At 58.0% G+C, this 26,108-nt stretch carries 23 protein-coding genes and 1 pseudogene; 10 read left to right on the forward strand and 14 right to left on the reverse strand.

Annotation, left to right across the window (positions count from 1 at the left end; translation table 11 throughout):
• Nucleotides 1-28 precede the first annotated feature (28 nt).
• The 6 genes and pseudogenes from RGM3321_RS10485 to RGM3321_RS28385 form a co-directional block, all read right to left on the reverse strand.
• Nucleotides 29-379, reverse strand: a complete 351-nt coding sequence (locus RGM3321_RS10485) for a YbaY family lipoprotein (protein WP_244392993.1) — start codon at nt 377-379, stop codon at nt 29-31.
• Between the two features lie 116 nt (nt 380-495).
• Nucleotides 496-2,997, reverse strand: a complete 2,502-nt coding sequence (gene plsB, locus RGM3321_RS10490) for a glycerol-3-phosphate 1-O-acyltransferase PlsB (protein WP_244392994.1) — start codon at nt 2,995-2,997, stop codon at nt 496-498.
• A gap of 164 nt (nt 2,998-3,161) precedes the next feature.
• On the reverse strand, nt 3,162-3,539 hold the full coding sequence (locus RGM3321_RS10495) for a hypothetical protein (RefSeq protein ID WP_244392995.1): 378 nt from the start codon (nt 3,537-3,539) through the stop codon (nt 3,162-3,164).
• Between the two features lie 19 nt (nt 3,540-3,558).
• Nucleotides 3,559-4,368, reverse strand: a complete 810-nt coding sequence (locus tag RGM3321_RS10500) for a putative RNA methyltransferase (RefSeq protein ID WP_244392996.1) — start codon at nt 4,366-4,368, stop codon at nt 3,559-3,561.
• Nucleotides 4,368-5,519, reverse strand: coding sequence for a succinyl-diaminopimelate desuccinylase (gene dapE, locus RGM3321_RS10505; RefSeq protein WP_244392997.1), 1,152 nt, complete (start codon nt 5,517-5,519; stop codon nt 4,368-4,370). The genes RGM3321_RS10500 and dapE overlap by 1 nt, the downstream gene beginning before the upstream one ends.
• Before the next feature lie 99 nt (nt 5,520-5,618).
• A pseudogene (locus RGM3321_RS28385) lies at nt 5,619-7,684 on the reverse strand (glycosyltransferase).
• A 231-nt stretch (nt 7,685-7,915) separates the two neighbouring features.
• Between RGM3321_RS28385 and tcdA the strand changes: the two are divergent.
• Nucleotides 7,916-8,746, forward strand: coding sequence for a tRNA cyclic N6-threonylcarbamoyladenosine(37) synthase TcdA (tcdA, locus tag RGM3321_RS10520; protein ID WP_244392999.1), 831 nt, complete (start codon nt 7,916-7,918; stop codon nt 8,744-8,746).
• Here tcdA and RGM3321_RS10525 read toward each other — a convergent pair.
• Genes RGM3321_RS10525 through RGM3321_RS10540 form a run of 4 tightly spaced genes read right to left on the reverse strand, consistent with a single transcriptional unit; the run spans nt 8,737 to nt 11,834 of the window.
• Nucleotides 8,737-9,144: a SufE family protein gene (locus tag RGM3321_RS10525; RefSeq protein ID WP_244393000.1), complete on the reverse strand. Its 408-nt coding sequence runs from the start codon at nt 9,142-9,144 to the stop codon at nt 8,737-8,739. The two genes, tcdA and RGM3321_RS10525, sit on opposite strands and share 10 nt — an antisense overlap.
• Nucleotides 9,141-10,346: a cysteine desulfurase gene (locus RGM3321_RS10530; RefSeq protein ID WP_244393001.1), complete on the reverse strand. Its 1,206-nt coding sequence runs from the start codon at nt 10,344-10,346 to the stop codon at nt 9,141-9,143. Before RGM3321_RS10530 ends, RGM3321_RS10525 begins: the two co-directional genes overlap by 4 nt.
• 58 nt (nt 10,347-10,404) lie before the next feature.
• Entirely contained in the window at nt 10,405-11,439 is a 1,035-nt protein-coding gene (gene dapD / locus RGM3321_RS10535; protein WP_244393002.1) for a 2,3,4,5-tetrahydropyridine-2,6-dicarboxylate N-succinyltransferase, read from the reverse strand.
• A 47-nt stretch (nt 11,440-11,486) separates the two neighbouring features.
• On the reverse strand, nt 11,487-11,834 hold the full coding sequence (locus RGM3321_RS10540) for an ArsC family reductase (RefSeq protein ID WP_244393003.1): 348 nt from the start codon (nt 11,832-11,834) through the stop codon (nt 11,487-11,489).
• Nucleotides 11,835-12,067: 233 nt separating this feature from the next.
• On the opposite strand from RGM3321_RS10540, the gene RGM3321_RS10545 reads away from it, so the two are divergent.
• Nucleotides 12,068-12,298, forward strand: a complete 231-nt coding sequence (locus tag RGM3321_RS10545; RefSeq protein WP_058399650.1) for a hypothetical protein — start codon at nt 12,068-12,070, stop codon at nt 12,296-12,298.
• A gap of 161 nt (nt 12,299-12,459) precedes the next feature.
• Here RGM3321_RS10545 and RGM3321_RS10550 read toward each other — a convergent pair whose 3' ends face one another.
• From RGM3321_RS10550 to map, 4 genes are all read right to left on the reverse strand, one after another.
• Nucleotides 12,460-13,305 (reverse strand): matrixin family metalloprotease, encoded by an 846-nt coding sequence (locus tag RGM3321_RS10550; protein WP_244393004.1) that lies wholly within the window; start codon nt 13,303-13,305, stop codon nt 12,460-12,462.
• A gap of 133 nt (nt 13,306-13,438) precedes the next feature.
• Nucleotides 13,439-14,632, reverse strand: coding sequence for a succinyldiaminopimelate transaminase (gene dapC / locus RGM3321_RS10555; RefSeq protein ID WP_244393005.1), 1,194 nt, complete (start codon nt 14,630-14,632; stop codon nt 13,439-13,441).
• A gap of 51 nt (nt 14,633-14,683) precedes the next feature.
• Entirely contained in the window at nt 14,684-17,380 is a 2,697-nt protein-coding gene (locus tag RGM3321_RS10560; RefSeq protein WP_244393006.1) for a [protein-PII] uridylyltransferase, read from the reverse strand.
• Between the two features lie 50 nt (nt 17,381-17,430).
• The gene (gene map / locus RGM3321_RS10565; protein WP_244393007.1) at nt 17,431-18,213 is read right to left on the reverse strand and encodes a type I methionyl aminopeptidase; all 783 of its coding nucleotides are present in this window, start codon (nt 18,211-18,213) and stop codon (nt 17,431-17,433) included.
• 315 nt (nt 18,214-18,528) lie between these two features.
• Here map and rpsB point away from each other — a divergent pair, with 315 nt between their 5' ends.
• The 8 genes from rpsB (at nt 18,529) to rseP (ending at nt 26,073) form a co-directional block, all read left to right on the forward strand.
• Complete coding sequence (gene rpsB / locus RGM3321_RS10570; RefSeq protein WP_002554730.1) at nt 18,529-19,272, forward strand: 30S ribosomal protein S2; 744 nt, start codon at nt 18,529-18,531, stop codon at nt 19,270-19,272.
• Nucleotides 19,273-19,462: 190 nt separating this feature from the next.
• Nucleotides 19,463-20,326 (forward strand): translation elongation factor Ts, encoded by an 864-nt coding sequence (gene tsf / locus RGM3321_RS10575; protein ID WP_003415531.1) that lies wholly within the window; start codon nt 19,463-19,465, stop codon nt 20,324-20,326.
• 205 nt (nt 20,327-20,531) lie between these two features.
• Nucleotides 20,532-21,275, forward strand: coding sequence for a UMP kinase (pyrH, locus tag RGM3321_RS10580; protein WP_002554728.1), 744 nt, complete (start codon nt 20,532-20,534; stop codon nt 21,273-21,275).
• On the forward strand, nt 21,272-21,829 hold the full coding sequence (gene frr, locus RGM3321_RS10585) for a ribosome recycling factor (protein WP_004657953.1): 558 nt from the start codon (nt 21,272-21,274) through the stop codon (nt 21,827-21,829). Before pyrH ends, frr begins: the two co-directional genes overlap by 4 nt.
• Nucleotides 21,830-21,845: 16 nt before the next feature.
• Nucleotides 21,846-22,601, forward strand: a complete 756-nt coding sequence (gene uppS, locus RGM3321_RS10590; protein ID WP_002554726.1) for a polyprenyl diphosphate synthase — start codon at nt 21,846-21,848, stop codon at nt 22,599-22,601.
• Nucleotides 22,601-23,416 carry a phosphatidate cytidylyltransferase gene (locus RGM3321_RS10595; RefSeq protein ID WP_244393008.1) on the forward strand — a complete coding sequence of 272 codons (816 nt, stop codon included), beginning with the start codon at nt 22,601-22,603 and terminating at the stop codon, nt 23,414-23,416. The genes uppS and RGM3321_RS10595 overlap by 1 nt, the downstream gene beginning before the upstream one ends.
• Entirely contained in the window at nt 23,413-24,603 is a 1,191-nt protein-coding gene (gene ispC, locus RGM3321_RS10600; RefSeq protein WP_244393009.1) for a 1-deoxy-D-xylulose-5-phosphate reductoisomerase, read from the forward strand. Before RGM3321_RS10595 ends, ispC begins: the two co-directional genes overlap by 4 nt.
• A gap of 117 nt (nt 24,604-24,720) precedes the next feature.
• The gene (gene rseP / locus RGM3321_RS10605) at nt 24,721-26,073 is read left to right on the forward strand and encodes a sigma E protease regulator RseP (RefSeq protein ID WP_244393010.1); all 1,353 of its coding nucleotides are present in this window, start codon (nt 24,721-24,723) and stop codon (nt 26,071-26,073) included.
• The last annotated feature ends 35 nt before the right edge of the window (nt 26,074-26,108 follow it).

A 26,108-nucleotide genomic window follows, 5' to 3' on the forward strand; every position in this document is an offset into this window, starting at 1 on the left:
TGTTGAAAGCCTTTGCAGCAAAGAACAATCAACCGTTCACTTGAATGACCTTGATCTTCAGACCGCTCTGGTCCTGATCGGTCAGTTCAACGGGATGAACAGTGTCGTTGATCCAGACAAGTTTGCCGTCATGTTCGATTCGTGCCGACAGTGCATAGGTATGACCCTGAACAGGATAACGACCTGCGGCATAGCCCAGTTCAAATGGCAATGGCGCTTGCTGGGCAATCTGTGTTTCGCGGGCGTCAATGACAGTGGCTGGCACATCAGCCAGGCTGATGTCACTCAGGGTGACAGTCAACTTGCTGCCAGTTGGCAGAGAGATGCGTGGCAGGTAATAAACTTCACCCTGAAGACGTACTAGGGGTTCGCTGGACATTTCAATTTCCTTATTGAGTGTGATGAGTACCAGTCATGGGTACAAACCACACCTTAGCAGCGGCCGGGGAGCATAAAACGCTCGTCTAAAGATCCCCGGCTAATTGCGGAAAAACCCTACGCTGCGCCTTGATCATTTCCCGCATCCTGCTCTTCTTCATTGCTGTGTAACGCCACTTGCCGTATCGACAGACGGATTTCGGCCGGTAACACCCGCTTTGCCGCACCTTCTGCCAGTTCGCCCAGCATTGGGTGATAACTCAGTTTGCCGGCGCTGTCCTTGCGCAGCACGCCCAGGTCCAGCAAGGTCTGGATGAAGTGGCGGAACAGACTCTTGTCGAAGAACTCCGGTGCGTTAAGGCCATGCAGAATAGACAGGCGCTGGGCCATGACCGTGCACAGGTCTTCCAGCTGTTCGGCGCTCAATGTGTTCTGTCCACTGTTGAGTAACAAGGCGATTGCCATGTAGAAGCGCTGCAGGGTCTGCGCGATGGCCCGTGACAACAGGGTTAGCAGCACGAACTCGCGGGAGCTGGGCTCCGGACGCACATAGACGTCCTTTTTGAAGCGCAGCAAGCCTTGCTCGACGAACGCAGCCAGCCATTGATCGACCACCTCATCCAGCTCGCTCAGCGGCCAGCGAATGAACAGTTCCGATTGCAGGAACGGATACAGCGCACGTGTGTAGCGCAGGATCTGGTCGCGGCTCATGCGCGACGAACTCTGGAAAAAGCTTGCCAGCAGTGAGGGCAGGGCAAAGATGTGCAAGACGTTGTTGCGGTAGTACGTCATCAGGACCGCATTCTGTTCGTTGAGGTACAGAATTTTGCCCAGTGCATCTTTTTGTTCGGCGAGTAGGTCCATGCCTTTGACGTGCTCGATCAGCGAGCGCCCGTCGCCTTCCGGCAGCGTGGTGTGCGGTGAGTACGGTACAGCGCGCAGCAGCGTCAGGTAGAGGTCGAGAACACGTTCCATGGCCTGATCGTCCAGCGCCAGCCTTTGCGTTGACAGCAAGGCCACAGCAACCAGATTCATCGGGTTGACGGCGGCGGCTTCATTCAGGTGCTGGGCTACACGTTCACCCAGCCGATGAGTGGTTTCGCTCAGCCATTCCGGGCGAAATTGCGGCGCCAACTCCTGCTCGCGCCAGTCCGGTTGTTCGCCGTCAAGGAACTCGGCCAGCTTGATGGGGGCACCGAAGTTCACCGATACCTGGCCGAAACGCTGCTTCAGCGCACCGATGACTTTGAAGATGTCGAAGATCGACTCTTTCTTCTTGGTCGCTCCGCGCAATTCGCCCAGATAAGTACGGCCTTCCAGCACGCGCTCGTAGCCGATGTACACCGGAACGAACACAATCGGCATCCGCGAGTTGCGCAGGAAGCTGCGCAGGGTGATGGCAAGCATGCCTGTTTTCGGTTGCAACATGCGCCCGGTCCGCGATCGGCCGCCTTCGACAAAGTATTCGACCGGGAAACCCTTGATGAACAGCGTATGCAGGTACTCGGTGAAAACCGCCGTATACAGCGGGTTTCCCTTGAATGTGCGGCGCATGAAAAACGCCCCGCCACGGCGCAGCAGGCTGCCGACGACCGGCATGTTCAGGTTAATGCCGGCAGCGATGTGCGGCGGCGTGAGCCCGTTGCGAAACAGCAGATAGGACAGCAGCAGGTAATCGATATGGCTACGGTGACAGGGGACGTAAATGACTTCATGCCCTGGCGCGACTTCCTGCACGCCTTCGATGTGGCTGACTTTGATGCCGTCGTAAATCTTGTTCCAGAACCAGCTGAGGACGACTTCCATGAAGCGGATAACGGAATAGGTATAGTCCGAGGCGATCTCGTTGCCGTAGCTCAGCGCCCGGTCCCGCGCCTTGTCCTGCGTGATGTTCTCCCGTTCGGCTTCTTCGATGATCGCCTGCTTGACCAGCGGCTCGTCCAGCAGTCCTTTGACCACGGTGCGCCGGTGCGAAACGTCCGGGCCGATGACCGCGCTTTTCAGGTTGCGAAAGTGCACGCGCAGCAGACGCTGTGTCATGCGCAAGGTCAGTTCGTAACCTTTGTTTTCACCCACCAGTTCGCGCATGTGAATCGGTGCGGAAAACTGCACGCGGGTCTTGCGGCCCAGAATCAGGATGCTGACCAGACGGCGCAAGCGGCCGGTCACTGCCCAGCTGTCGGCGAATAGCAGTTTCCAGGCGCTGGACTCGCGGTCAGGTGACTGGCCCCAGAACACGCTGACCGGGATGATCTGCGCATCTTCGCCGGGGTTCTGGCTCACGGCTGCGACCAGACGTTCCAGTGTCGGCGGTGCGCCGCGCTTGTCCTGGCGGCCAAGCCAGTCAGGCGCCGGGGTCAGGTAAAAGAATGCAGCAGGCTCTATCAGGTTGCCGACCGCTACCGACAGTACGGGGCGCGGCAGGCCAGCCTTGCGACATTCGGTGTCGATCACCGCCAGATCGCTTATAGACGGCGACTGCAGGGCATAGAACACCGGACGGCTACGGTCCAGGTTGAGCGTAAAAGACGACTGATTGATGGTTTCCGAGCGCACCCAGACATACAACAATCGGCGCAGGGTGCCGAACACAAGACGACGGAACGGAGAACGGGTCATACGGCTTCTGCTGAGTAAGGGACGGGCGGCTGCCCGAGATGGGCGTCAGTGTGACGTATCCCGAAGCGATCGGCAAAAAGCCTGGTGTATGTAGAAGAGTAAAGACTGAGCGGCCACCTTCGAGAGCCGCGACGGCACATCCTGATACCGTCGCTGCGAAAGGCTTACGAAGTGCGCCAGGTGATTTCTTCCTCGCCATCGGCGCTGACGCGTATCCAGCGGTCGGCGGTTTCATCGCTTTCTTCTTCAACCCAGGTGCCGGGTGCGCAACGCACTTCGACGTTCAAGGCGTTGAATGCCGAGCGGGCGCAGGCGATGTCGTCTTCCCACGGGGTCTGATCGCTGTCCAGGTGCAGACTGTTCCATTTGCCGACTGCTCTGGGCAGCCAGGTTACGGTCACATTGTCGGCCTTGCACTTCCAGGTCTGGCCTTTCTGGTTCCAGTCACTGCACGGGCCCAGTGCGACGCTCAGCCATTGGGCAATGGCCTTGTGGTCGACGTCTTCGTCTTTCAGGTATATCTCGATATCGGGTTGGCGCATGGGTGCCTCTGTTGAATGCTTATTGCAGCACGAAATAATCGTAGCGCATGGAAACGGTGACCTTGAAAGGTCCTGATTGCTCAATGACGGCAGTCCGGCGCTCGGCGCTGGCGCGCCACCCGTGAGGCGTCATGGCCAGCAGATCGGCACGGGACTGGCCGTCGATCAGCTTCAGCGTATAGCGCAGTGTTTCGCTGTGTTGCAACTGCATACCGGGTGGCACCAGAGACAGGTGCTTGTCGTCGGCATAGTCGCGGACCTCATCGTAAAGCTGCTGACGCAGCTCCATGAGATGTTCACTGGTCGGGCCGACCCGCATCAGTCCTCCGCCCGGCGTCAGCAAGCGTTCGGCTTCAAGCCAGTCCAGCGGGCTGAACACACTGGCCAGAAACTGGCAGCTGGCATCCGGCAAGGGAACACGGGCCATGCTGGCAACCATCCAGGTCAGCCTGGGGTCACGACGGCAGGCGCGCTTCACCGCTTCGCGGGAGATGTCCAGCGCATAGCCATCGGCGTGGGGCAAGGCCTCGGCTATTTGCGCGGTGTAATAACCTTCGCCGCAGCCGATGTCCAGCCAGCGCGAGGGGGAGCGCTCGGCGGCCAGTTCAGCCAGCCGCCGGGCTACCGGGGCGTAATGCCCGGCGTTGAGGAAGTCCCGCCGTGCTTCAACCATGGCCTGATTGTCGCCGGGGTCGCGGCTGTTCTTGTGCTGCACCGGCAACAGGTTCAGATACCCCTGACGTGCACGGTCGAAGCGGTGGTTGGCCGGGCATACCACGCCGTTGTCGGCGGTACTGAGCGGCGCAGAGCAGATCGGGCAGGTCAGCATCAGGCGAGCAACTTGACCAGAGTCTGGTAGTAGATCTCGGTCAGCACATCGAGGTCGCTGGCCAGAATTCGCTCGTTGACCTGGTGAATCGTCGCATTGACCGGCCCCAGTTCAACCACTTGCGTACCCAGGGTTGCGATGAATCGGCCGTCGGAGGTTCCGCCGCTGGTCGAGGCTTTGGTGTCGCGGCCCGTGACGCTTTTGATGCTGGACGATACGGCATCCAGCAGTGCGCCCGGCTCGGTCAGGAACGGCAGGCCGGACAACGCCCAGTTCACGTGCCAGTCCAGCTCGTGCTTGTCGAGGATGGCGGCAACGCGCTGCTGCAAGCCTTCGACGGTCGACTCGGTCGAAAAACGGAAGTTGAACACTGCCACCAGATCGCCCGGGATGACATTGGTTGCACCCGTGCCGGCGTTCAGGTTGGAGATCTGGAAGCTGGTCGGCGGGAAGAAATCGTTACCGTGGTCCCAGTGTTCTGCGGCCAGTTCGGCAAGTGCCGGAACTGCAAGGTGAATAGGGTTCTTCGCCAGATGCGGGTAAGCCACATGGCCCTGTTTGCCGCGCACAGTGAGGGTGGCGCCCAGCGAACCACGACGGCCGTTCTTGACCACATCGCCCACCAGCGTGGTGCTCGAAGGTTCGCCGACGATGCACCAGTCCAGACGCTCCTTGCGCGCTGCCAGACGTTCGACAACAGCCTTGGTGCCGTGGTGCGCCGGGCCTTCTTCGTCACTGGTGATCAGGAATGCCACCGAACCGTTGTGATTCGGGTGATCGGCTACAAAGCGCTCGGCGGCCACCAGCATGGCTGCCAGGCTGCCTTTCATGTCTGCTGCGCCGCGTCCGCAGAGCATGCCGTGCTCGTCGATCAACGCATCGAACGGGTCGCTCTGCCAGTTCTCCACCGGACCGGTAGGAACCACGTCCGTATGACCTGCGAAACACAGTACCGGGCCGTCGGTAGTGCCGTGTGTGGCCCAGAAGTTATCGACGTCTTCGATACGCATGGGCTCCAGCTTGAAGCCGGCATTGCCCAGGCGTTGCATCATCACTGCCTGACAGTCTGCATCGACCGGCGTCACTGACGGGCGGCGGATCAGATCGCAGGCAAGTTGAAGGGTGGGCGACAGGTCGGTAGAGGCAGTCATGTACAGAACTCCGGTAGCAAGACTTTGGGCGCGAAAAGGCGGATATCTTAAAGCAAAACGACGACCTGGGGCCGTCGTTTATTGTGCGCTGTGGATAGGTCAGATTGCGGGCCGCGCCGAGCGGTTTGCGAGAGCCGACAGTATTGCCATGACCACTGCCGCCAGGTAAGGGAGTGATTGAGCCAAGAGCATGGCTATCCAGAAACCTGAATTCATGCTGATGAATGCTTTGTGTGTGATTAAAAGCATAATCGTGATCCATGAGATCAGCACGGTAGACAGTTCTTCTTTTACATCGAGAAGGGTTTGCCCGATCAGGTTTCCGGAAGTGTGTTTGGGCGTTCTAAAGAACGGCATGCCTGATGTGACGAGCCCCGACAGTACCGCCTTGCCTATCGTCGGATACAGCGCCATGCTCCAGCATACGCAGGCCAAGTTCGGCATCTTCGCATATGCACCATTGCGCCCAGCCCAGCCGGTCCAGTGCTGATCGGCGGATCAGTGTCATGGTGCCGTGCTGGATCATTGCATCTTGATCGTTACGGATGACCATGCCGATGTTGAAAAAGCCTCGGTACTCGGCCTGACAGCAACGTTTGAACAGGCTTTCGTGACCGTCGCGATAATCCTGTGGCGATTGAATGACTGCAATCTTGGGGTCCATAAAGTGCGGCACCATATGCTTGAGCCACTGTCGATGGACGCAGTAATCAGCGTCGACCACTGCCACCACTTCTGCGTCTTCAGCGGTATGCCTCAGAAGGTAGTTAAGTGCACCCGCTTTGAATCCGGGAAGTGGATTGACATGAAAAAACCGGAACCGAGGGCCGAGTTGTTGACAATAGAGCTCGATAGGCTTCCATATGGCCAGGTCCTGAGTATTGTTGTCGATGACCCGCACTTCGAAGTCCGGGTACTCCAGCGTTTGCAACGAGTCGAGCGTCCGTTTCACCATGTCCGGAGGTTCGTTGTATGCAGGGAAACTTTCGGGGTGGGGTCAACAGGGCTATGGTGGGGGTAGAAAGAGCGTGGGGCATCCGTCCCCCAGCAGGCTTCGAGGAACTCATGCGTTTCGATACCTGTGTAAGTCAGTATGCTGGCAGCCCAGATAAAGGCAACAGGCAGCGCGAGCCAGGCGGGCAGTGGCTGTGAGTAGTGCATGCCGAACCCTGACAATACGCAATAAGCCAGCACGATTATCAAGGCGCCTGTAGGCCACGACTCCGGTTTAAGGCGGGTGATAAGCCTGAGTATTTCCGAGAGCATGTTGACCGGCATTTTACCGGGCCGTTGATGTGCAGTTTTAATCTGCGCTTTGCATCGAACAAACCCCAATTAGGCCCGGGCAGACCTTCTTCAGTCTTCCAGTGCTGATCGAAGGCTTCTATCACGAAATAGTCATGGCCGTGCTGATCCAGTAATGGAATCTGGTTGCGCAGGTATATCGAGTGCTCTGCGTCAGAGGTCGTCATCCGCCTCTTGGCGATGGCCTTGCTCGGCCAGCCAATCTCGGAAAGTATGAGGGGGGTGTCGGGGAATCTCGTTCTCAGTTCGTTCGCGTGTGCCAGAGTGATCGCGGTCGCGTCCAGCGCTGAAACGCCTTCCCAAAAAGGCAAAATATGGGCGGCAATGAAGTCGACATTCCTGACGAGTTCCGGCGTCTCGTACCATTGTGTCCATATCTCGGAGGTCGAAACAGGCACATTGACGGCGCGTCGTGCGGTCTGCAGATAGAGAATAAGCAGGTCGATGGGAACATCTTCACGAAACAGGACTTCATTTCCCAAGACCAGGCGTTGCACGCTGGAGTAACGGTTGGCGAGCTCGATCCCTGCATTTATTTCCTCGATATTGTGCGTTTCATCCTCTGTTATCCACACGCCAAGCGTGACATTCATGCCCAGTGCTTCGGCGAGTTCGGGGATATGCATCAATGTCCCTTCCACCGAGTAAGTTCTTATATTCCGGGTAATGCTTCGAAGTAGCAGCAGGTCTTCTCTTATCTGATCACGCGTCGGAAAAATCTGTTTGTAGGGGCTTTGGCCCGGTCGAAAAGGGGCGTAGGCCACGCCAGAGATCATTGCAGGCCAGTTGGGCGGATAGTTGAACCTGGTTTTGAACAGGTTTTTCAGCCACGTGCCTGCCTTGTTTGAATATTCATCCATGTCTGAAACGTGCTCCATGCGGTGTCTCTATACCGCGACTCCCTGTCGCGTCCATTAACCCTAGCGGCTTTGATGTGTTGGACGTTTCGACTGCTTAGACTTTTTTCTATGCTGTCTTTGCAGAACAGATAGTTTTTGCCCCGTCAGCCCTGATCCCGACGGGGCGACAAGCCGGGTGCCTTAACCCCCGACAAACCCCTATAATGCGCGCCGGTTTTTGAGGTATTGATCATGAGCGCAGAAGATCCACGTTTCGCTGGCATCGCCCGTTTGTACGGCATTGAAGGGCTGGCGCGCCTGCACGCGGCTCATGTGGCGGTGGTCGGTATCGGCGGCGTGGGCTCGTGGGCGGCGGAAGCGATGGCGCGCAGTGGCGTTGGCGAGATTTCGCTGTTTGACATGGACGATGTCTGTGTCAGCAACAGCAACCGCCAATTGCATGCATTGGACAGCACGGTCGGTCGGCCGAAGGTCGAAGTGATGGCCGAGCGAATTCGCGCGATCAATCCTGATTGCATCGTGCATGCGGTGTCTGATTTCGTGACCCGCGATACGATGGCTGAGTGCATCACCCCGGACATGGATTTCGTGATTGACTGTATCGACAGCGTCAACGCCAAGGCAGCGCTGATTTCGTGGTGCAAACGGCGCAAGATCCAGATGATCACCACCGGTGGTGCCGGTGGGCAGATTGATCCGACCCTGATTCAGATATCCGATCTGAACCGCACGTTCAACGACCCGCTGGCTTCCAAGGTCCGTTCCACTTTGCGTCGCGACTATGGCTTTTCACGCACACCGAACCGCCACTACAGCGTGCCTTGCGTGTTTTCCAGTGAGCAACTGCGCTACCCCAAGCCTGATGGCAGCATTTGCCTGGAAAAGAAGTTCGTCGGTGAGGGCGTAAAGCTTGACTGTGCAGGCGGCTTCGGCGCGGTGATGATGGTCACTGCCACGTTCGGCATGGTCGCCGCCACGCGTGCAGTGGACAAGCTGGTAGCAGGTGCGCGACGGCCTTCGGAACGGATCAAGCCAGCGATTGCAGCGCCCGATCAGGCTTGAGTCAACTGACGCATCCTCTGCAGCACGGCATTCAGGCCGTTGCTGCGTGACGGTGAGAGCTGGCGACCAAGGCCCAACTGACCGAACCAGTCGGGCAAGTTTACGGCTTCCAGCTCCGGAGCCGACAGACCGTTAACGCGGGCCAGCAGCAGCGCCACCAGACCACGAATCAGCCGGGCGTCGCTGCTGGCCCGGAACAGCCAGGCTCCTGCGCTGACTTCGCCCGTCAGCCAGACCTTGCTTTCGCAGCCGTGTACCAGATTGTCGCCCGTCTTTTCTTCGTCGCTCAACGAGGGGAGGCGATCCCCCCATTGCATGAGCAGGCGTGCGCGCTGTTCCCAGCTCTGTGGCTGGGAAAAACTGTCGAGCGCGGTCTGCGCCAATGCGGGAAGGCTCATCGAAGCAGCTCCAGTGCTTGATCCAGTGCGCTGAAAAACCGCAGCAAGTCATCTGAATCATTGTAGAGCGCCAGCGAAACACGAATTGCGCTGGGCAGGCCGAGCGTATCGAACAGTGGCATCGCGCAGTGACGACCAGCGCGCACGGCAATACCCTGTTCGGTCAGTAGATGAGCCAGATCGGCGTTGTGTATGCCTTCCACGACGAAGCTGGCCAGCGCCAGGTCTGGTGAACCCAACACCTGAATACCTTCACGCTTTTGCAGTCCTTCAAGCAGGCGACGGTGCAGATTTGCTTCGTGTTCCGCGACCGCCTGATGATCAAGGCTTTCCAGGTAAGCCAGCGTAGCGCCCAGACCGATCACGCTGGCGATGGGCGGGGTGCCCGCTTCAAAGCCCAGCGGTGCCGGGCGAAATTTCGCGTGCTGGTAATCAGTGGTCAGCACCATCTCGCCGCCGAACTGCCAGTGCGTCAGGCTCGGTAGCGCGTCGTTGCGTCCGTACAGCACACCAAGCCCTTCAGGGCCATAAAGCTTGTGGCTGGAAAATACATAAAAGTCGCAGCCCAGTGCCTGTACATCATGGCGCCCATGCACCACACCTTGTGATCCGTCCACCACCGTGAGCGCACCTTGCGCCTTCGCCAGTGCGATAAGGCGGGCGAGCGGCTGCCAGGTGCCGAGCACGTTGGACAACTGACTGACTGCGAGCAGACGCGTGCGAGGGCCGATCAGGCTGGCCGCAGCATGGCAGTCGATCACGCCATCGGGATCGAGTGGCAGTATCACCAGTTTCAGGCCGCGGCGCTGAGCCAGTTGCTGCCACGGCAGCAGGTTGGCGTGATGTTCCAGTGCGCTAATGGCGATCTCGTCGCCCGCAGTGAAACCATGCTCCAGCCCATAGGCCAGCAGGTTGAGCGCAGAAGTGGCCCCGTGGGTAAAGATGATTTGTCCGCTCTCGCCGGCATTCAGCCAGTGCGCGGCCTTGCCACGGCTGGCTTCAAACGCCTGGGTGGCGTGTGCGCCCGGCAGATGCTGGGCACGATGCACGTTGGCGGCACCGTTGACGTAGTAATGAGTCAGGGCACCGATCAGCGCCTGGGGTTTTTGCGTGGTGGCGGCGTTGTCCAGATAGGTCTGGCCTTGCCGTTGCAGGGCGGCGATAGCGGGGAAGTCGCCACGCCAGGGAGAAATGAGGGGCATTGTTCGTCCAGCGTGTGGAGGCGGGTTCAAGGCCGCAGCCTTGAACCCGCACACAGCATCAGTTGTGAGCGTGCAGTGCTTCGTTCAGCTCGATGGCCGACTTGTGGGTTTTGCATTCCACTGCGCCGGTCTGCGAGTTGCGACGGAACAACAGGTCGTTCTGACCTGCCAGCTCGCGTGCCTTGACGATCTTGACCAGTTCGTTGTTTTCATCGAGCAGCGCGACCTTGGTGCCGGCTGTCACATACAGACCCGATTCCACTGTATTGCGATCGCCCAGCGGGATACCGATGCCGGCGTTGGCACCGATCAGGCAGCCTTCGCCAACCTTGATGATGATGTTGCCGCCGCCCGACAACGTGCCCATGGTCGAGCAGCCGCCACCCAGATCAGAGCCCTTGCCGACGAATACGCCTGCAGAAACGCGGCCTTCGATCATGCCCGGGCCTTCGGTGCCGCCATTGAAGTTGACGAAGCCTTCGTGCATGACGGTGGTGCCTTCGCCGATGTAAGCGCCCAGACGCACACGAGCACTGTCAGCGATACGAACGCCACTCGGTACGACGTAGTCGGTCATTTTCGGGAATTTGTCGATCGAGAACACTTCCAGCAGTTCGCCTTTGAGGCGTGCTTCAAGCTGGCGTTCGGCCAGTTCGGCGAGATCGACCGCACCCTGGCTGGTCCAGGCTACGTTTGGCAGCAACGGGAAGATACCTGCCAGGTTCAGGCCGTGCGGCTTGACCAGGCGATGCGACAGCAGGTGCAGCTTGAGGTAGGCCTCTGGAGTCGACGTCAGTGTTGCATCTTCAGCCAGCAGGGTAGCAACCAGCGGCTTCTGGCTTTCCGCCAGACGAGTCAGCAGCGCGGCCTGGGTCGCGTCCACGGATTTGACCGCTTCGGCCAGCTTGTAGGCCAGGTCCACATTGAAGGTGATTGCCTGATTGCCGCTGGTGTAACCCAGAACAGGCGCGATGGCCGCGACCAGTTCTGCGGAAGGATTGATCAGCGGCTGAGCGTAAAATACTTCGAGCCATGAGCCTTGACGGTTTTGAGTGCCGACGCCGAAGGCCAGGCTGAACAGGGTAGTGGACATGTAAATACCTCTTGGCTTTATCTAGGGGCTTTCAGTAGCGCTCTTGCTTACTGTAAAGCCGCTGCATACAGGTCGGGCTTGAAGCCGATCAGGGTTTTATTGCCCAGATCAAGCACCGGACGCTTGATCATGGACGGCTGCGCGAGCATCAGTTCTATGGCTTTCGCCTGATCGAGATCGGCCTTTTGTCCGTCATCGAGCTTGCGAAAGGTGGTGCCTGCGCGGTTCAGCACTACCTGCCAGCCGTGTTCATTGCACCAGTGCGTGAGGTGTTCCCGGTCGATGCCCTGTGTCTTGTAGTCATGAAATTCGTAGCTCACGGAATTATCGTCGAGCCAGGTGCGAGCCTTCTTCATGGTGTCGCAGGCTTTGATACCAAATAGAGTGTAAGTCATTGTTTTGGGGTGGGGTGGCTGATCTTGCTCGATACTCCCCACTTTCTCTCCTCGCAATTTAGCCGGCTATTATGCCACGTCAGGCCGCGCCGTGTTGTGACAGGATTGGTACAGAGACTGAACAAAAACTAGATAATAACGCTAACCATCATTAAGAAAACTTCACCCTCCCACGCTTGAGTGGCAGGCCTTGGCGGGCAATTATTGCTTTCCATTTAAAGGCTGGGTGCGTTATGTCTGAACAAGAGAGGAAGCGTCAAGAAGCGCTTGTCCGGCAACGTTATTACAGGGAACGTCAACGTGCCGAGGGGTTCAAGCAAAGTACGATCTGGATTCATGGTGAGGCTGAGACGCAAGGCAGGCTGGCCGCGCGTGAAGGAAAGCCGTTATTGCCCATGCAGTCCCATGACCCGGTGAGTTGGGCGGTCGGGTGGGTTGCGGAAAAATTGCGAACACGACAGTGACCGGTATCGCTGTAAAGCCATCGCGCCACACGGGGTGGCGTACGCGGCGCGATGGCTCAAATGCGGTTACTGGCGAATTCCGCAGGGCTATCACCCCGCGCCTTGCAGGCACTGCTTCCGCGTCACTGCCTGACGATCTGTATTTTCTTTACGATGTCCTGTCAGAGCGTTTCAAGCGTTGAGTGCTCTTCGTCCCGGTATATGGACCCCATCACTTTGATGTCGTCAGGGCTGAGCGTCTTTCCTGTGTTGATAATTTCAAAGTCGCCAAGGGTCAGGCCGTTGGGAATATCGTAATGCATGACGGAATCACGGTCGTAAGCCGAATAGTAGAAATCAGCAGCTTCGTACTTGTCGAAAAAATTGGTATTGATTTCTTCGTCAGTCAATCCGGATTGTAAAAGCAGGGGGCGTAGAAGCGGTTCGTTCCAGGGGATGTTTGCCTGAGGATGCTGGTGCTCGTGAACTGCTCCCAAGGCGTGCCCGAATTCATGGAGCACGATGCGCGTCAAGTCCGGCATGGGTTTCAGGTCTGTCGTGAACAGCTCTTTGACGTTGAATTCCATGGTGGTTTCATTCTGCTTTGTCAGCAGGGCATCAGTCCCTATGGCGCTCCAGTTCAGATGCTCGTTGAAGCCTATTCGAATATCGCTGGCCCCGTCTGTCACAAACTCGAACTTCAGATTTATGTGAGGCAGCCATCTCTTCGCCGCTTCGACAATGGGAGTTGTCAGACTGGCAGAAGAGTGTTGCTGGAAAAGAATTTTCAAGGTCCGCCCGCGTGCCCAGTATTTGCTGAACGACACCAGAAGGCGTGCCGTGTGCGTTGACTCTTCGCAGCCATAGCCCATTCCTGATTCGCAAGCAGGAGTGATTGCTGCGTTGGCTGGGTTTTCGCGAATGGCGGCTTCGTAAGCGGCCTGATGATTCTTTGCACTGCGCATGGCGCAGGATGCAGGCAGCGTTATGTTCTGTGTGGCGGGTGCAGGCATGAGATTGACCTTCATCGTAGTTCGCTTCCTGTCAGGAAGCCTGAAAAATGAAGGCTGAAGGTACGTTTGTGCAGGGTGTAGCAGGTGGTAACTAATTACCCCGCCGCACATCGCGTGCGGCGGGGCTGTCCTCCTGAAGCTTGGCTTTTTATTTGCTCAGGAATGCGCGGATACGTTCGGCGGCTTCGACGCACTCGGCCAGAGGTGCCACGAGCGCCAGGCGAACCCGGCCGGCACCCGGGTTGACGCCATCCACCTCGCGGGAAAGGTACGAACCCGGCACTGCAGTCACATGCTGATCGATGAACAGGTCTCGGCAAAATGCAGCATCATCGGTGCCGACATTAGGCCACAGGTAAAACCCTCCGTCCGGGCGCTGGACGTCGAGCACTGGCGTGAGGATGTCGAGCACGGCATCGAATTTTTCACGGTACAAGTCACGGTTCGCGCGTACGTGCTCCTCGTCATTCCAGGCAGCGATGCTGGCCAGTTGAGTCTGTACCGGCATGGCGCAGCCGTGATAAGTGCGATACAGCAGGAAGGCCTTGAGAATGTCTGCATCACCTGCCACAAAACCTGAACGCAGGCCTGGCAGGTTGGAACGCTTGGACAGGCTGTGGAACACCACGCAACGCTTGAAATCCTGGCGACCCAGCTCGACGCAGGCGCTGAGCAAGCCAGGCGGTGGAGTCTGCTCATCAAAGTACAGCTCGCTGTAGCATTCGTCCGCAGCAATGACAAAGTCATGTTCGTCGGCCAGGGCGATGAGTTTTTTCAGGGTCTCAACCGGAATCAGTGCTCCGGTCGGGTTACCCGGCGAGCACAGGAACAGGATCTGGCAGCGCTTCCAGGTGTCCGCGCTGACTGCGTCGAAATCGGGGTTGAAACCGTTATCGCTCAGGCATGGCAGGTAGTGAGGCTGGGCTCCGGCCAGAAAGGCGGCGCCTTCATAGATCTGATAAAACGGGTTCGGGCTGATCACCAGGCCGTCATCGCTACGCTTGACCACTGTCTGGGTGAAGGCGAACAGCGCTTCGCGTGTGCCATTGACCGGCAATACATTGCGTGCCGGATCGATCCAGCCCTGTGGTACGCCGAATCGGCGGTTGCACCAGCCGGCAATGGCTTCGCGCAGTGCCGGGATACCCAGCGTGGTCGGGTAAACCGCCATCTGATCGAGGTTGTCTGCCAGTGTCTTGGCGACGAAATCGGGTGAGCGGTGCTTCGGCTCACCAATCGATAATGCAACAGGGCGCTTTTCCGGGTTGGGCGTTACGCCGGCCAGCAAGGCGCGCAGCTTCTCGAAAGGGTAAGGCTGAAGCAGTTGCATGGCGTTATTCATGTGGGGTGTTCCTCAATGGGCTGCGTTGAGTCGATTCGTTTGGCCGAGTGGTCATATGCTGATCCGTAAATCATGGCCGGGCTCTGAGTTGACGCTCAGTTGCTTGACGATTGCGTCCTGCAACTGGCTGCACAACTGTGGATCGGACAGCGGATGATTGTTCGCGTCGGTGATGAAGAAGACGTCTTCCACGCGCTCGCCCAGGGTCGCAATCTTGGCATTCTGCAATGACAGATCGAACTCCAGGAAGATCTTGCCGATGCGCGCCAGCAGGCCAGGGCGGTCAGGTGCCAGCAGTTCAAGTACCGTCACCGGGCGCTGGGCGTCGTTGTGAATGGTGACTTGCGGTGCGAAAGCAAAATGCTTGAGCTGGCGAGGCACGCGGCGCTTGATGATCGTCGGGTAATCATCCGGGTTGCGCAACGCTTCAGTCAGGCCGTTGCGGATTTCCTGAACACGTTCCGGATTGTCACCGATCGAACCGCCCTCGTTGTCGAGGACGATATAGGTGTCGAGTGTGAACTTGCTACTGGACGTGATAATGCGCGCGTCATGAATGTTCAGGTTCAACTGGTCCATCGCCGCCACGGTCACAGCGAAGAAATCATGCTGGTCCGGGGCGTAAATGAATATCTGCGTGCCGCCCTCGAATTCCCGCTGAGTGGTTTCCTTGATCAGCACCAGCGGGCCGCCGTCGGCTGGCTGCTGCAGGATGGCATCGCTGTGCCAGGCGACGTCGCCAGCGGTGTGGCGCAGGAAATAATCGTCTCCCAGCGCTGACCAGAGTTGCTCTACATCGTCAGGGTCAGTGCCGTTGCGTACCAGGATGTCCAGCGCTGCGGTCTGGGTGCGACGGATCTGCTCTTCGCGATCAACCGGGTTTTCCAGGCCGCGGCGCAAGGCGCGCTTGGTCTCGGTGTACAACTGGCGCAGCAGGCTGGCGCGCCACGAATTCCAGAGAGTCGGGTTGGTCGCGTTGATGTCGGCAACGGTCAGCACATACAGATAGTCAAGATGCACTTCGTCGCCAACGAACTGGGCGAAATCGTGGATGACCTGTGGATCTGAAAGGTCCTTGCGCTGTGCTGTGGTCGACATGACCAGATGGTTGCTCACCAGCCAGACAATAAGGCGGGTGTCCCAGTCGGGCAGATGATGGCGCGTACCGAACGCCTGTGCATCTATTGCGCCCAGTTCCGAGTGATCGCCGCCACGGCCCTTGCCAATGTCGTGGTACAGCCCGGCCAAGTAGATCAGCTCCGGCTTTGGCAGTCGAGCCATGATTTTGCTGGCCAGCGGAAATTTTTCCGACACTTCGGTGTATTGCAGCTTGCGCAGGTGCTTGATCAGATTCAGCGTGTGCGCATCGACGGTATAGATGTGGAACAGGTCGTGCTGCATCTGCCCGACAATATGGCCGAATTCCGGCAGATACAGCCCGAGAATGCCGTAGCGGTTCATTCGGCGCAGGTTGCGATGAATGCCGATCTCGCACTTGAACAGCTCGATGAACAGGCTGGTGTTGCGAATATCGTTACGGAAATCATCGTTGATCAGGTGCCGGTGTTCACGCAGCAAACGAATGGTGTCGGCGCGCACGCCCTTTATCTCGGGGTGCTGGGCCATGAGCACGAAGATCTCGATCATGGCAAACGGGGTGCGCTTGAAGACGTTCGGGGTGGTGGCTTCTATATAGCCGTCGTGCAGCTGGAAGCGCGAATTGATCGGCTGTGGTGTGCTGCTGTCGTCGGAAAGAATCACCTCTTCGAAATGCTGGATGATCAGATCGCTGAGTTCGGCGATGCTCATGACCACGCGGTAATACTTCTGCATGAAACGCTCTATGGCGAGCTTGGCGTCACTGTCTTCATAGCCCAGCAAACCGGCGATGCGGACCTGATAATCGAACAGTAGCCGATCTTCTGATCGTCCGGCCAGCATGTGCAGCGCATAGCGCACTTTCCAGAGAAACTCCTGGGAGGAGGCCAGCAGGGCGTTTTCGCTGCCCAACAGGAAGCCTTCGCCTGCCAGTGCGTGCAGATTCAGCGTGCCATACTGGCGTCGCGCAACCCACAGAATGGTCTGAATGTCGCGCAGGCCGCCGGGCGAGCCCTTGACGTTGGGTTCCAGGTTGTATTCGGTATCGTTGTACTTGTGATGACGCTTTTTCTGTTCGGCGTGCTTGGCAAGGAAGAACTCCTTGCTAGGCCACATGTGCTCGGTGCTGGTGACTTCCAGCATGCGCTGGCGCAGATGCTCGGGGCCGGCGATGGTGCGACTTTCCATCAGGTTGGTGATGACAGTCAGGTCGGCCAGGCCTTCCTGCGCACATTCATTGACAGAGCGCACGCTTTGCCCGACCTCCAGGCCGATGTCCCAGAGCAGCGTCAGAAACCGCTCGATAGGTTCGCGAAAAACTTCGTGGTCATCACTGTCCAGCAGGATCAGCAGGTCAATGTCCGAGTACGGGTGCAGCTCGCCGCGCCCGTAGCCACCCACTGCAAGCAGGGCGATATCGGCATCTTCGCTCCATTCGAACTGATCCCAGGCCTTCTGCAGGATGTTATCTACAAACCATGCCCGGTCCTCAATCAGTCGCCGAATGTCGCGCCCCGACTTGAAGCGATCATCAAGGACGTCTTTCGCCCTGCGGATAGCCTTCTTGAACGCAGCGATTGGGCTGGCTTTCAAGGCCAGTTCGGCCTGGAACTGGCCACGATCGAACAAGTCTGGATCTACTTGCGGCATGGAGCAGGATTCCTCACGTCGGGTCGGGTGTTCAGTCGTGCAGCCTCCGGTCAGGGGGCTTTTTGTGCAATAGTGTCGTCGCTGCGTAAAGTGAAGATTTCGTAACCGTCAGCGGTTACCAGCAGCGTGTGCTCCCATTGCGCCGAGAGCTTGCGGTCCTTGGTGATCGCCGTCCAGCCATCGCCAAGAATCTTGGTTTCAGGACGTCCCTGGTTGATCATCGGCTCGATGGTGAAGGTCATGCCTTCCTGCAGTTCAACACCGGTTCCGGCCTCGCCGAAGTGCATGACCTGCGGCTCTTCGTGAAACACCTTGCCGATGCCGTGACCACAGAACTCACGGACCACGGAGAAACCGTTCTTTTCAGCGTGTTTCTGAATAACGGCGCCGATGTCGCCCAGGCGAGTGCCGGGCTTGACGATTTCGATGGCCTTGTACAGGCACTCCTGAGTCACTTTCGACAGGCGCTCGGCCCATACCGGAACGGTACCGACATGGAACATCCTGCTGGTGTCTCCGTGGTACCCGTCCTTTATGACGGTAACGTCAATGTTGAGCGAGTCGCCGTTCTTCAGCTTCTTGTCGCTCGGGATGCCGTGGCAGACCACCTGATTGATCGAGGTGCAGATCGACTTGGGGAAGCCCTTGTAGTTCAGCGGGGCAGGGATCGCCTGCTGCTCGTTGACGATGTAATCGTGGCAGAGGCGGTCCAGCTCTTCGGTGGTCACACCGGGCTTTACGTGAGGCGCTATCATTTCCAGAACATCGGCGGCCAGGCGACCGGCGATGCGCATCTTTTCGATGTCTTCCGGGGTTTTGAGGGTGATGGTCATACAGAATCTCTCGGCGTGGCTGGCACGCGGTTGGTGCGCAAAGGGGCAATTCTATCAGACCGCCGGTGCCGGGTAATCATCGCTTCCTTCTATCTAGGCAACGGATGCGGCTTTAAAAGCACCGCAAAACAAGAACTTGATGGGAGTTCCGTTCTCTTCCCTTTTGTGATATAAAATGCGCCGCTTTCCAAGGTCCGTCCTTAGAAGCACAAACCCACACACGTGTCGACACGATGACCTGGGTGCCCTTGGCAGATGCCATTGGTTGGTCATTGGGATACGTGGAGGCCTAACCCGACTTATCAAGGAACTATCATGTCCCAAGTCAATATGCGCGATATGCTGAAGGCCGGTGTGCACTTCGGTCACCAAACCCGTTACTGGAACCCGAAAATGGGTAAGTACATTTTCGGCGCGCGTAACAAGATTCACATCATCAACCTTGAAAAAACCCTGCCTATGTTCAACGAAGCTCTGACTTTCGTTGAGCGCCTGGCTTCGGGCAAAAACAAGATTCTGTTCGTCGGCACCAAGCGTTCCGCTGGCAAAATCGTTGCTGAAGAAGCAGCACGTTGCGGTTCGCCGTACGTCGACCATCGCTGGTTGGGTGGCATGCTGACCAACTTCAAGACCATCCGTCAGTCGATCAAACGTCTGCGCGAGCTGGAAGTACAGTCCGAAGACGGTACTTTCGCCAAGCTGACCAAGAAAGAAGCCCTGATGCGCACCCGTGATCTGGAAAAACTGGATCGCAGCCTGGGTGGTATCAAGGACATGGGCGGTCTGCCAGACGCACTGTTCGTTATCGACGTTGATCACGAGCGCATCGCGATCACCGAAGCCAACAAGCTGGGCATCCCGGTTATCGGCGTTGTCGATACCAACAGCAGCCCGGAAGGCGTTGACTACATCATCCCGGGCAACGATGACGCCATTCGCGCCATCCAGCTGTACATGGGTTCGATGGCTGACGCTGTTATCCGTGGTCGTAACAATGTTGCTGGCGGCACCGACGTATTCGTCGAAGAAGCTCCAGCTGCAGCTGCTGTAGAAGGCTGAGTACAAACGCCTGGCGTTTACTCAGTACGCGAAAAGGGGGCTTAGCCCCCTTTTTGCCACCTAGGAAATGATTTGTCGGTCTGTAGCCATGACCTTGCTGTCATGTGTTGCTGCCACCCTGATTTTTCAAGAATTGCACGCCCGGCGAGCCGGGTGGAATGGTTGAAGACCTATCCAAGAGGATTTTGAAATGGCAGAGATTACTGCAGCGTTGGTCAAAGAACTGCGCGAGCGTACCGGCGAAGGCATGATGGATTGCAAAAAGGCCTTGACCAAGGCTGGCGGCGACATCGAAAAGGCAATCGACGATATGCGTGCTTCCGGCGCCATCAAGGCCGCCAAGAAAGCAGGTAACGTTGCTGCTGAAGGCGCTATCGCTATCAAGGACGACGGCAAGGCTGCTGTCATCATCGAAGTCAACTCGCAGACCGACTTCCTGGCTCTGCAGGACGACTTCAAGGCCTTCGTTGCTGCAAGCGTCGAAAAAGCCTTTGCTGACAAGCTGACTGACGTCGCTCCGCTGATCGAAGCTCAGGAAGCCGCACGTCTGGTGCTGGTCGGCAAGGTTGGCGAAAACGTCAACATCCGCCGCCTGAAGCGTATCGAGGGCGACGTTGTAGGTACTTACCTGCACGGCAACAAGATTGGCGTGGTTGTTACCCTTAAAGGTGGCGACGTCGAGCTGGCTAAAGATATCGCCATGCACGTAGCGGCAAGCAACCCCGAGTTCCTGTTCCCTTCGGAAGTTTCTGCCGAAGCGATCGAGCGCGAGAAAAACGTCTTCCTGCAACTGAACGAAGACAAGATCAAAGGCAAGCCAGCTGAAATCGTTGAAAAAATGGTTGGCGGCCGTATCACCAAGTTCCTGGCAGAAGCCAGTCTTGTCGAGCAGGCGTTCGTCAAGAACCCGGAAGTCAAGGTCGGTGATCTGGCCAAGAAAGCCGGTGCTGAAATCGTTTCCTTCACCTATTTCAAAGTAGGCGACGGCATCGAGAAGCCAGTTGATAACTTCGCTGACGAAGTGGCTGCACAGCTGGCTGCTGCCAAGCAGTAAGACGGTTTTTCAACTGTCGCCCCAAAGAGGCTGCCCGCTCACGCGTGCGGCCTCTTTGTCGAAAGAGAAAAGGAAATTTTCCTTGGAGATTGTGCTCACAAGGCTGCATTCTCCCGACGCTCGCAGAGCGTCAAGCTAAAGTAAGCGCAGGCTTGAAATAGCCGGCACAGATTTTTTTCAGAAAACGCCGCAGGAGAGATTCGCAATGGCTCAGCAGGGCAGTGGTTATCAGGCTCGCTATAAACGCATTCTACTCAAGCTCAGCGGTGAGGCCCTCATGGGTTCGGAAGAGTTCGGCATTGACCCCAAGGTGCTGGACCGTATGGCGCTGGAAGTCGGCCAACTGGTCGGTATCGGTGTTCAGGTCGGCCTGGTGATCGGCGGCGGTAACCTTTTCCGTGGCGCGGCCTTGAGTGCTGCGGGTATGGATCGGGTAACAGGCGACCACATGGGCATGCTGGCCACTGTGATGAACGCCCTGGCAATGCGCGATGCGCTGGAGCGCGCTAATATCACGGCCATCGTGATGTCGGCCATTTCCATGCTGGGTGTGACCGATCATTATGATCGCCGCAAGGCCATGCGCCATCTCAGCGCCAAGGAAGTGGTGATTTTTGCTGCGGGTACGGGTAATCCGTTCTTTACGACCGATTCGGCTGCCTGCCTGCGTGCGATCGAGATCGACGCCGATGTAGTGCTCAAGGCCACCAAGGTGGATGGCGTGTACACCGCAGATCCGTTCAAGGACCCGAATGCCGAGAAGTTCGATCATCTGACTTACGATGAAGTGCTGGATCGCAAGCTGGGCGTGATGGATCTGACCGCAATCTGCCTGTGTCGCGACCACAAGATGCCATTACGCGTCTTCAACATGAACAAGCCGGGTGCCCTTCTGAATATCGTCCATGGTGGCGCTGAAGGGACCCTGATCGAGGAAGCCCAACAATGATCAACGAAATCAAGAAAGACGCTCAGACCCGCATGCAGAAGAGTCTGGAGTCGCTGACCCACGCGTTCACCCGAATCCGTACCGGCAAGGCGCACCCGAGCATTCTGGGTGGTGTCATGGTCCCTTATTACGGTGCCGACACGCCGCTGAGCCAGGTTGCCAACGTGACCGTCAAGGACTCGCGCACTCTTCAGGTCGTGGCGTTTGAGCGTAATATGCTTGCTGCTGTCGACAAGGCTATCCAGAGCTCCGGTCTGGGCTTCAACCCGACTAACCTGGGTGAGCTGCTGCTGATCTCCATGCCGGCCCTGACCGAGGAAACCCGCAAGGGCTTCACCAAGCAGGCGCGTGATGCCGCTGAAGACGCTCGTGTTGCTGTACGCAACATTCGTCGTGACGCCCTGAGCCAGTTGAAAGATCTGGTCAAGGAGAAGGAAATCAGCGAAGACGAAGAGCGTCGTGCGGCTGACGACGTGCAAAAGCTGACCGACAAGTTCGTGGCGGAAATCGAAGTTGCGGTCAAGCAGAAAGAAGCTGATCTGATGGCTGTTTAAGGTTTCGGACGCTTTCATGGAAAAGATAAAACCGGCCGTGCCGTCTTCGGTACCGCGCCATGTCGCGATTATCATGGATGGTAATAATCGCTGGGCCAAGAAGCGCCTGCTGCCAGGCGTTGCCGGCCATAAGGCGGGCGTCGACGCTGTGCGTGCCGTTATCGAGGTGTGTGCCGAAGCCAAGGTTGAGGTGCTGACACTGTTCGCGTTCTCCAGTGAAAACTGGCAGCGCCCTGCCGAAGAGGTTGGTGCGCTGATGGAGCTTTTCTTCACGGCGCTACGCCGCGAAACCAAGCGCCTGAACGAGAACGACATCAGCCTGCGGATTATTGGCGATCGCTCGCGCTTTCATCCCGAGCTGCAGGCTGCAATGCGCGAGGCGGAAGTGCGCACGTCCGGCAACAGCCGTTTCGTGCTGCAGATCGCTGCCAACTATGGTGGGCAGTGGGACATCGCACAGGCTGCCCAGCGGCTGGCGCGCGAGGTTCAGGCCGGGCACCTGCAGCCGGAGGATATTACCCCCGAGCTGCTGCAGACCTGCCTGGCAACGGGCGATCTGCCGTTGCCGGACTTGTGCATCCGCACCGGTGGCGAGCACCGCATCAGTAACTTCCTGCTTTGGCAGCTGGCCTACGCCGAGCTGTACTTCTCCGACCTGTTCTGGCCGGACTTCAAACACGATGCCATGCGCGCAGCGCTGGCAGATTTCGCTTCTCGCCAACGTCGCTTCGGTAAAACCAGCGAACAGGTAGAAGCTGGAGCCCGGGCTTAATGCTGAAACAACGGATCATCACGGCACTCATTCTGTTGCCAATCGCCTTGTGTGGTTTTTTCCTGCTGACCGGCATGTACTTCGCCCTGTTCATCGGGGTGGTTGTCGTGCTGGGTGCCTGGGAATGGGCGCGGCTCGCAGGTTTTGCTGCGCAGTCGATGCGCGTCGGTTATGCGGCTGTGGTCGCTGTTCTGCTGTTCCTCATGTATCTGCTGCCAGGGCTGGAGCCCTGGGTGCTAGTCGCAGCAGTCATCTGGTGGGGCGTGGCGACCTTTCTGGTCCTTACCTATCCGGACTCCAGCAGCCACTGGGCAAGCGCGGCCTGCAAGCTGGTGATCGGTCTTTTGATTTTGCTGCCTGCCTGGCAGGGGCTGGTGCTGATCAAACAGTGGCCTCTGGGTAACTGGCTGATTCTGTCAGTGATGGTGCTGGTCTGGGCTGCCGACATTGGCGCCTATTTCACTGGCAAGGCTTTCGGCAAACGCAAGCTGGCGCCCAAGGTGAGCCCTGGCAAGAGCTGGGAGGGCGTATATGGCGGTCTGGTGGTCAGTCTGGGCATCACGGCAGCAGTGGGCTTTTCCCGCGACTGGACGGTTGCGCAGTTCATTGCGGCGCTCTTCGGCGCAGCGGTGATTGTATTCATCTCGGTGATTGGCGACTTGACCGAAAGCATGTTCAAGCGCCAGTCGGGGGTCAAGGACAGCAGCAATCTGTTGCCTGGCCACGGCGGGGTGCTGGACCGTATCGACAGCCTCACGGCGGCCATTCCGGTATTTGCTGTTCTGCTCTGGGCCGCTGACTGGGGTGTCATGTGAGTGGGCCGCAACACATCACCATTCTGGGTGCAACAGGCTCTATCGGTCTGAGCACTCTGGATGTCGTCGCACGTCATCCTTCGCTTTATCAGGTGTTCGCGCTTACAGGCTTCAGTCGTCTCGATGAGTTGCTGGCCCTGTGCGTCCGGCATACCCCGCAATACGCCGTGGTTCCCGATCAGGTCGCCGCCCGCAAATTGCAGGACGACCTCGCTGCGGCCGGGCTCGACACCCGGGTTCTGGTAGGCGAGGGTGGCCTGTGTGAAGTGGCTGCGCACCCGCGCGTCGACGCAGTTATGGCCGCCATTGTCGGCGCTGCCGGTCTGCGCCCAACCCTGGCTGCGGTAGAGGCGGGCAAGAAGGTCTTGCTGGCCAACAAGGAAGCGCTGGTCATGTCCGGCGCCCTGTTTATGCAGGCTGTTCGGCAGAGTGGTGCAGTGCTGTTGCCCATCGACAGTGAGCACAATGCGATTTTCCAGTGTCTGCCCGGCGATTTTGCTCGCGGGCTTGGTGCTGTCGGTGTCCGGCGGATCATGTTGACCGCCTCGGGCGGGCCGTTCCGCGAAACCTCGCTCGAACAGTTGCAGAATGTGACGCCCGAACAGGCCTGCGCTCACCCTGTCTGGTCGATGGGGCGCAAGATTTCCGTTGATTCGGCGACCATGATGAACAAGGGCCTTGAGCTGATCGAAGCCTGCTGGCTGTTCGACGCACGGCCGGATCAGGTCGAGGTGGTCATCCATCCACAGAGCGTGATCCACTCGCTAGTCGATTATGTTGATGGTTCTGTACTGGCTCAATTGGGCAATCCCGACATGCGTACGCCCATCGCCAATGCATTGGCCTGGCCTGCACGTGTAGACTCTGGTGTTGCGCCTCTGGATTTGTTCCGTATCGGCCAGCTTGATTTTCAGAAGCCCGACGAGGAGCGTTTCCCCTGCCTGCGGCTGGCGCGTCACGCGGCAGAGGCTGGAGGCAGTGCGCCTGCGATGCTTAACGCAGCCAATGAAGTGGCCGTCGCTGCATTCCTTGATGGGCGTATCCGTTACCTGGAAATCGCCGGTATTATCGAGGAGGTTCTGAATCATGAGCCTGTGACTGCGGTCGAAGGGCTCGATGCGGTGTTTGCCGCGGATGCAAAAGCGCGTTTGCTCGCGGGCCAATGGCTTGAAAGAAACGGGCGATAGCGATCTGATGACCCGTCAGGATTTGAATGAAAGGGTCGATGTGGTGCGTCAACGGCAGGCTTTGAAGTCTGTGATGATTAACACACTGGCCGACCAGTCGGTACCCGGAGAAGGCTGATGAGCGCTTTATACATGATTCTCGGCACCCTCATTGCGTTGGGCGTGCTGGTGACTTTCCACGAATTTGGCCACTTCTGGGTGGCCAGGCGTTGTGGCGTCAAAGTGCTGCGTTTTTCGGTAGGCTTCGGCACGCCTCTTTTGCGTTGGAGTGATCGTCAGGGCACCGAGTACGTGGTCGCTGCAATTCCGCTGGGTGGCTATGTCAAAATGCTCGACGAGCGCGAAGGCAATGTCCCGCCCGAGCTTGCCGATCAGTCGTTCAATCGCAAGACCGTCGGGCAGCGTATCGCAATCGTGATCGCCGGTCCGACAGCCAATTTCCTGCTGGCCATCGCATTTTTCTGGGTGCTGGCCATGATGGGCAGCGAGCAGGTTCGTCCGGTTATCGGCGCCGTGGAGTCCGGAAGCATCGCTCAGCAGGCAGGTCTGACTGCCGGGCAGGAAATCGTCGCAGTCGATGGCGAGCCGACGTCGGGCTGGGCCGGGGTCAATCTGCAATTGGTCCGCCGCCTGGGTGAAAGCGGCACCATTGCGCTGAAGCTCAGGGATCAGGGTTCTACGGTCGACACGTCTCGTGAACTGGTACTCAATGACTGGCTCAGGGGGGCTGAAGAGCCTGATCCGATCAAGTCGCTGGGTATTCGTCCGTGGCGCCCGGCCTTGTTGCCGGTGCTGGCAGAGATCGACCCGAAAGGTCCGGCGCAGAGTGCCGGGCTTAAAACCGGAGATCGCCTGATTTCGATGGACGGTCAGCCGCTCAATGAGTGGCAGCAGGTTGTTGAGCGGGTGCGCGAGCGTCCTGAAGCAAAAGTATCGCTGCGCATTGAGCGTGACGGTGTACAAATGGACGTCCCTGTAACCCTCGCCGCCAAAGGCGAAGGCAAGGCGGCCGCAGGTTATCTGGGGGCTGGCGTAAAAGCTGTCGATTGGCCACCGGAAATGCTGCGCGAGGTCAGCTATGGTCCTTTCGCCGCGATGGGCGAGGGTATAAAGCGCACGTGGAACATGAGCGTGCTGACCCTGGACTCACTGAAGAAAATGTTGTTCGGCGAGCTCTCGGTAAAAAACTTGAGTGGACCGATAACCATTGCTAAAGTGGCGGGCGCTTCGGCCCAGTCGGGCATCGGAGATTTTCTGAACTTCCTCGCTTATCTGAGTATTAGCCTGGGTGTTCTGAATTTGCTGCCCATTCCCGTCCTGGACGGGGGGCATTTGCTGTTTTATCTGATCGAGTGGGCGCGTGGTCGTCCCCTTTCGGAAAAGGTTCAAGGTTGGGGGGCGCAGATCGGTATCAGTCTGGTGGTGGGCGTAATGTTGCTCGCGCTGGTCAACGATCTGGGCCGACTGTAACGCTTTGCCGAGTTGCGAATCTGCCGCATTTTGCG

This window comes from Pseudomonas sp. RGM 3321 (assembly GCF_022836805.1).
Lineage (GTDB): Bacteria > Pseudomonadota > Gammaproteobacteria > Pseudomonadales > Pseudomonadaceae > Aquipseudomonas.

Coding starts and splice junctions, on each gene's coding strand:
- RGM3321_RS10560 (WP_244393006.1), bottom strand. CDS start 17,380: ATGCCGCAAGTAGATCCAGACTTGTTCGATCGTGGCCAGTTCCAGGCC.
- RGM3321_RS10485 (WP_244392993.1), bottom strand. CDS start 379: ATGTCCAGCGAACCCCTAGTACGTCTTCAGGGTGAAGTTTATTACCTG.
- dapC (WP_244393005.1), bottom strand. CDS start 14,632: ATGAATAACGCCATGCAACTGCTTCAGCCTTACCCTTTCGAGAAGCTG.
- RGM3321_RS10500 (WP_244392996.1), bottom strand. CDS start 4,368: ATGCTGACCTGCCCGATCTGCTCTGCGCCGCTCAGTACCGCCGACAAC.
- RGM3321_RS10545 (WP_058399650.1), top strand. CDS start 12,068: ATGTCTGAACAAGAGAGGAAGCGTCAAGAAGCGCTTGTCCGGCAACGT.
- rseP (WP_244393010.1), top strand. CDS start 24,721: ATGAGCGCTTTATACATGATTCTCGGCACCCTCATTGCGTTGGGCGTG.
- tsf (WP_003415531.1), top strand. CDS start 19,463: ATGGCAGAGATTACTGCAGCGTTGGTCAAAGAACTGCGCGAGCGTACC.
- RGM3321_RS10540 (WP_244393003.1), bottom strand. CDS start 11,834: ATGACTTACACTCTATTTGGTATCAAAGCCTGCGACACCATGAAGAAG.
- RGM3321_RS10530 (WP_244393001.1), bottom strand. CDS start 10,346: ATGCCCCTCATTTCTCCCTGGCGTGGCGACTTCCCCGCTATCGCCGCC.
- rpsB (WP_002554730.1), top strand. CDS start 18,529: ATGTCCCAAGTCAATATGCGCGATATGCTGAAGGCCGGTGTGCACTTC.
- dapD (WP_244393002.1), bottom strand. CDS start 11,439: ATGTCCACTACCCTGTTCAGCCTGGCCTTCGGCGTCGGCACTCAAAAC.
- RGM3321_RS10550 (WP_244393004.1), bottom strand. CDS start 13,305: ATGAAGGTCAATCTCATGCCTGCACCCGCCACACAGAACATAACGCTG.
- dapE (WP_244392997.1), bottom strand. CDS start 5,519: ATGACTGCCTCTACCGACCTGTCGCCCACCCTTCAACTTGCCTGCGAT.
- map (WP_244393007.1), bottom strand. CDS start 18,213: ATGACCATCACCCTCAAAACCCCGGAAGACATCGAAAAGATGCGCATC.
- tcdA (WP_244392999.1), top strand. CDS start 7,916: ATGAGCGCAGAAGATCCACGTTTCGCTGGCATCGCCCGTTTGTACGGC.
- plsB (WP_244392994.1), bottom strand. CDS start 2,997: ATGACCCGTTCTCCGTTCCGTCGTCTTGTGTTCGGCACCCTGCGCCGA.
- uppS (WP_002554726.1), top strand. CDS start 21,846: ATGGAAAAGATAAAACCGGCCGTGCCGTCTTCGGTACCGCGCCATGTC.
- pyrH (WP_002554728.1), top strand. CDS start 20,532: ATGGCTCAGCAGGGCAGTGGTTATCAGGCTCGCTATAAACGCATTCTA.
- RGM3321_RS10495 (WP_244392995.1), bottom strand. CDS start 3,539: ATGCGCCAACCCGATATCGAGATATACCTGAAAGACGAAGACGTCGAC.
- RGM3321_RS10525 (WP_244393000.1), bottom strand. CDS start 9,144: ATGAGCCTTCCCGCATTGGCGCAGACCGCGCTCGACAGTTTTTCCCAG.
- frr (WP_004657953.1), top strand. CDS start 21,272: ATGATCAACGAAATCAAGAAAGACGCTCAGACCCGCATGCAGAAGAGT.
- RGM3321_RS10595 (WP_244393008.1), top strand. CDS start 22,601: ATGCTGAAACAACGGATCATCACGGCACTCATTCTGTTGCCAATCGCC.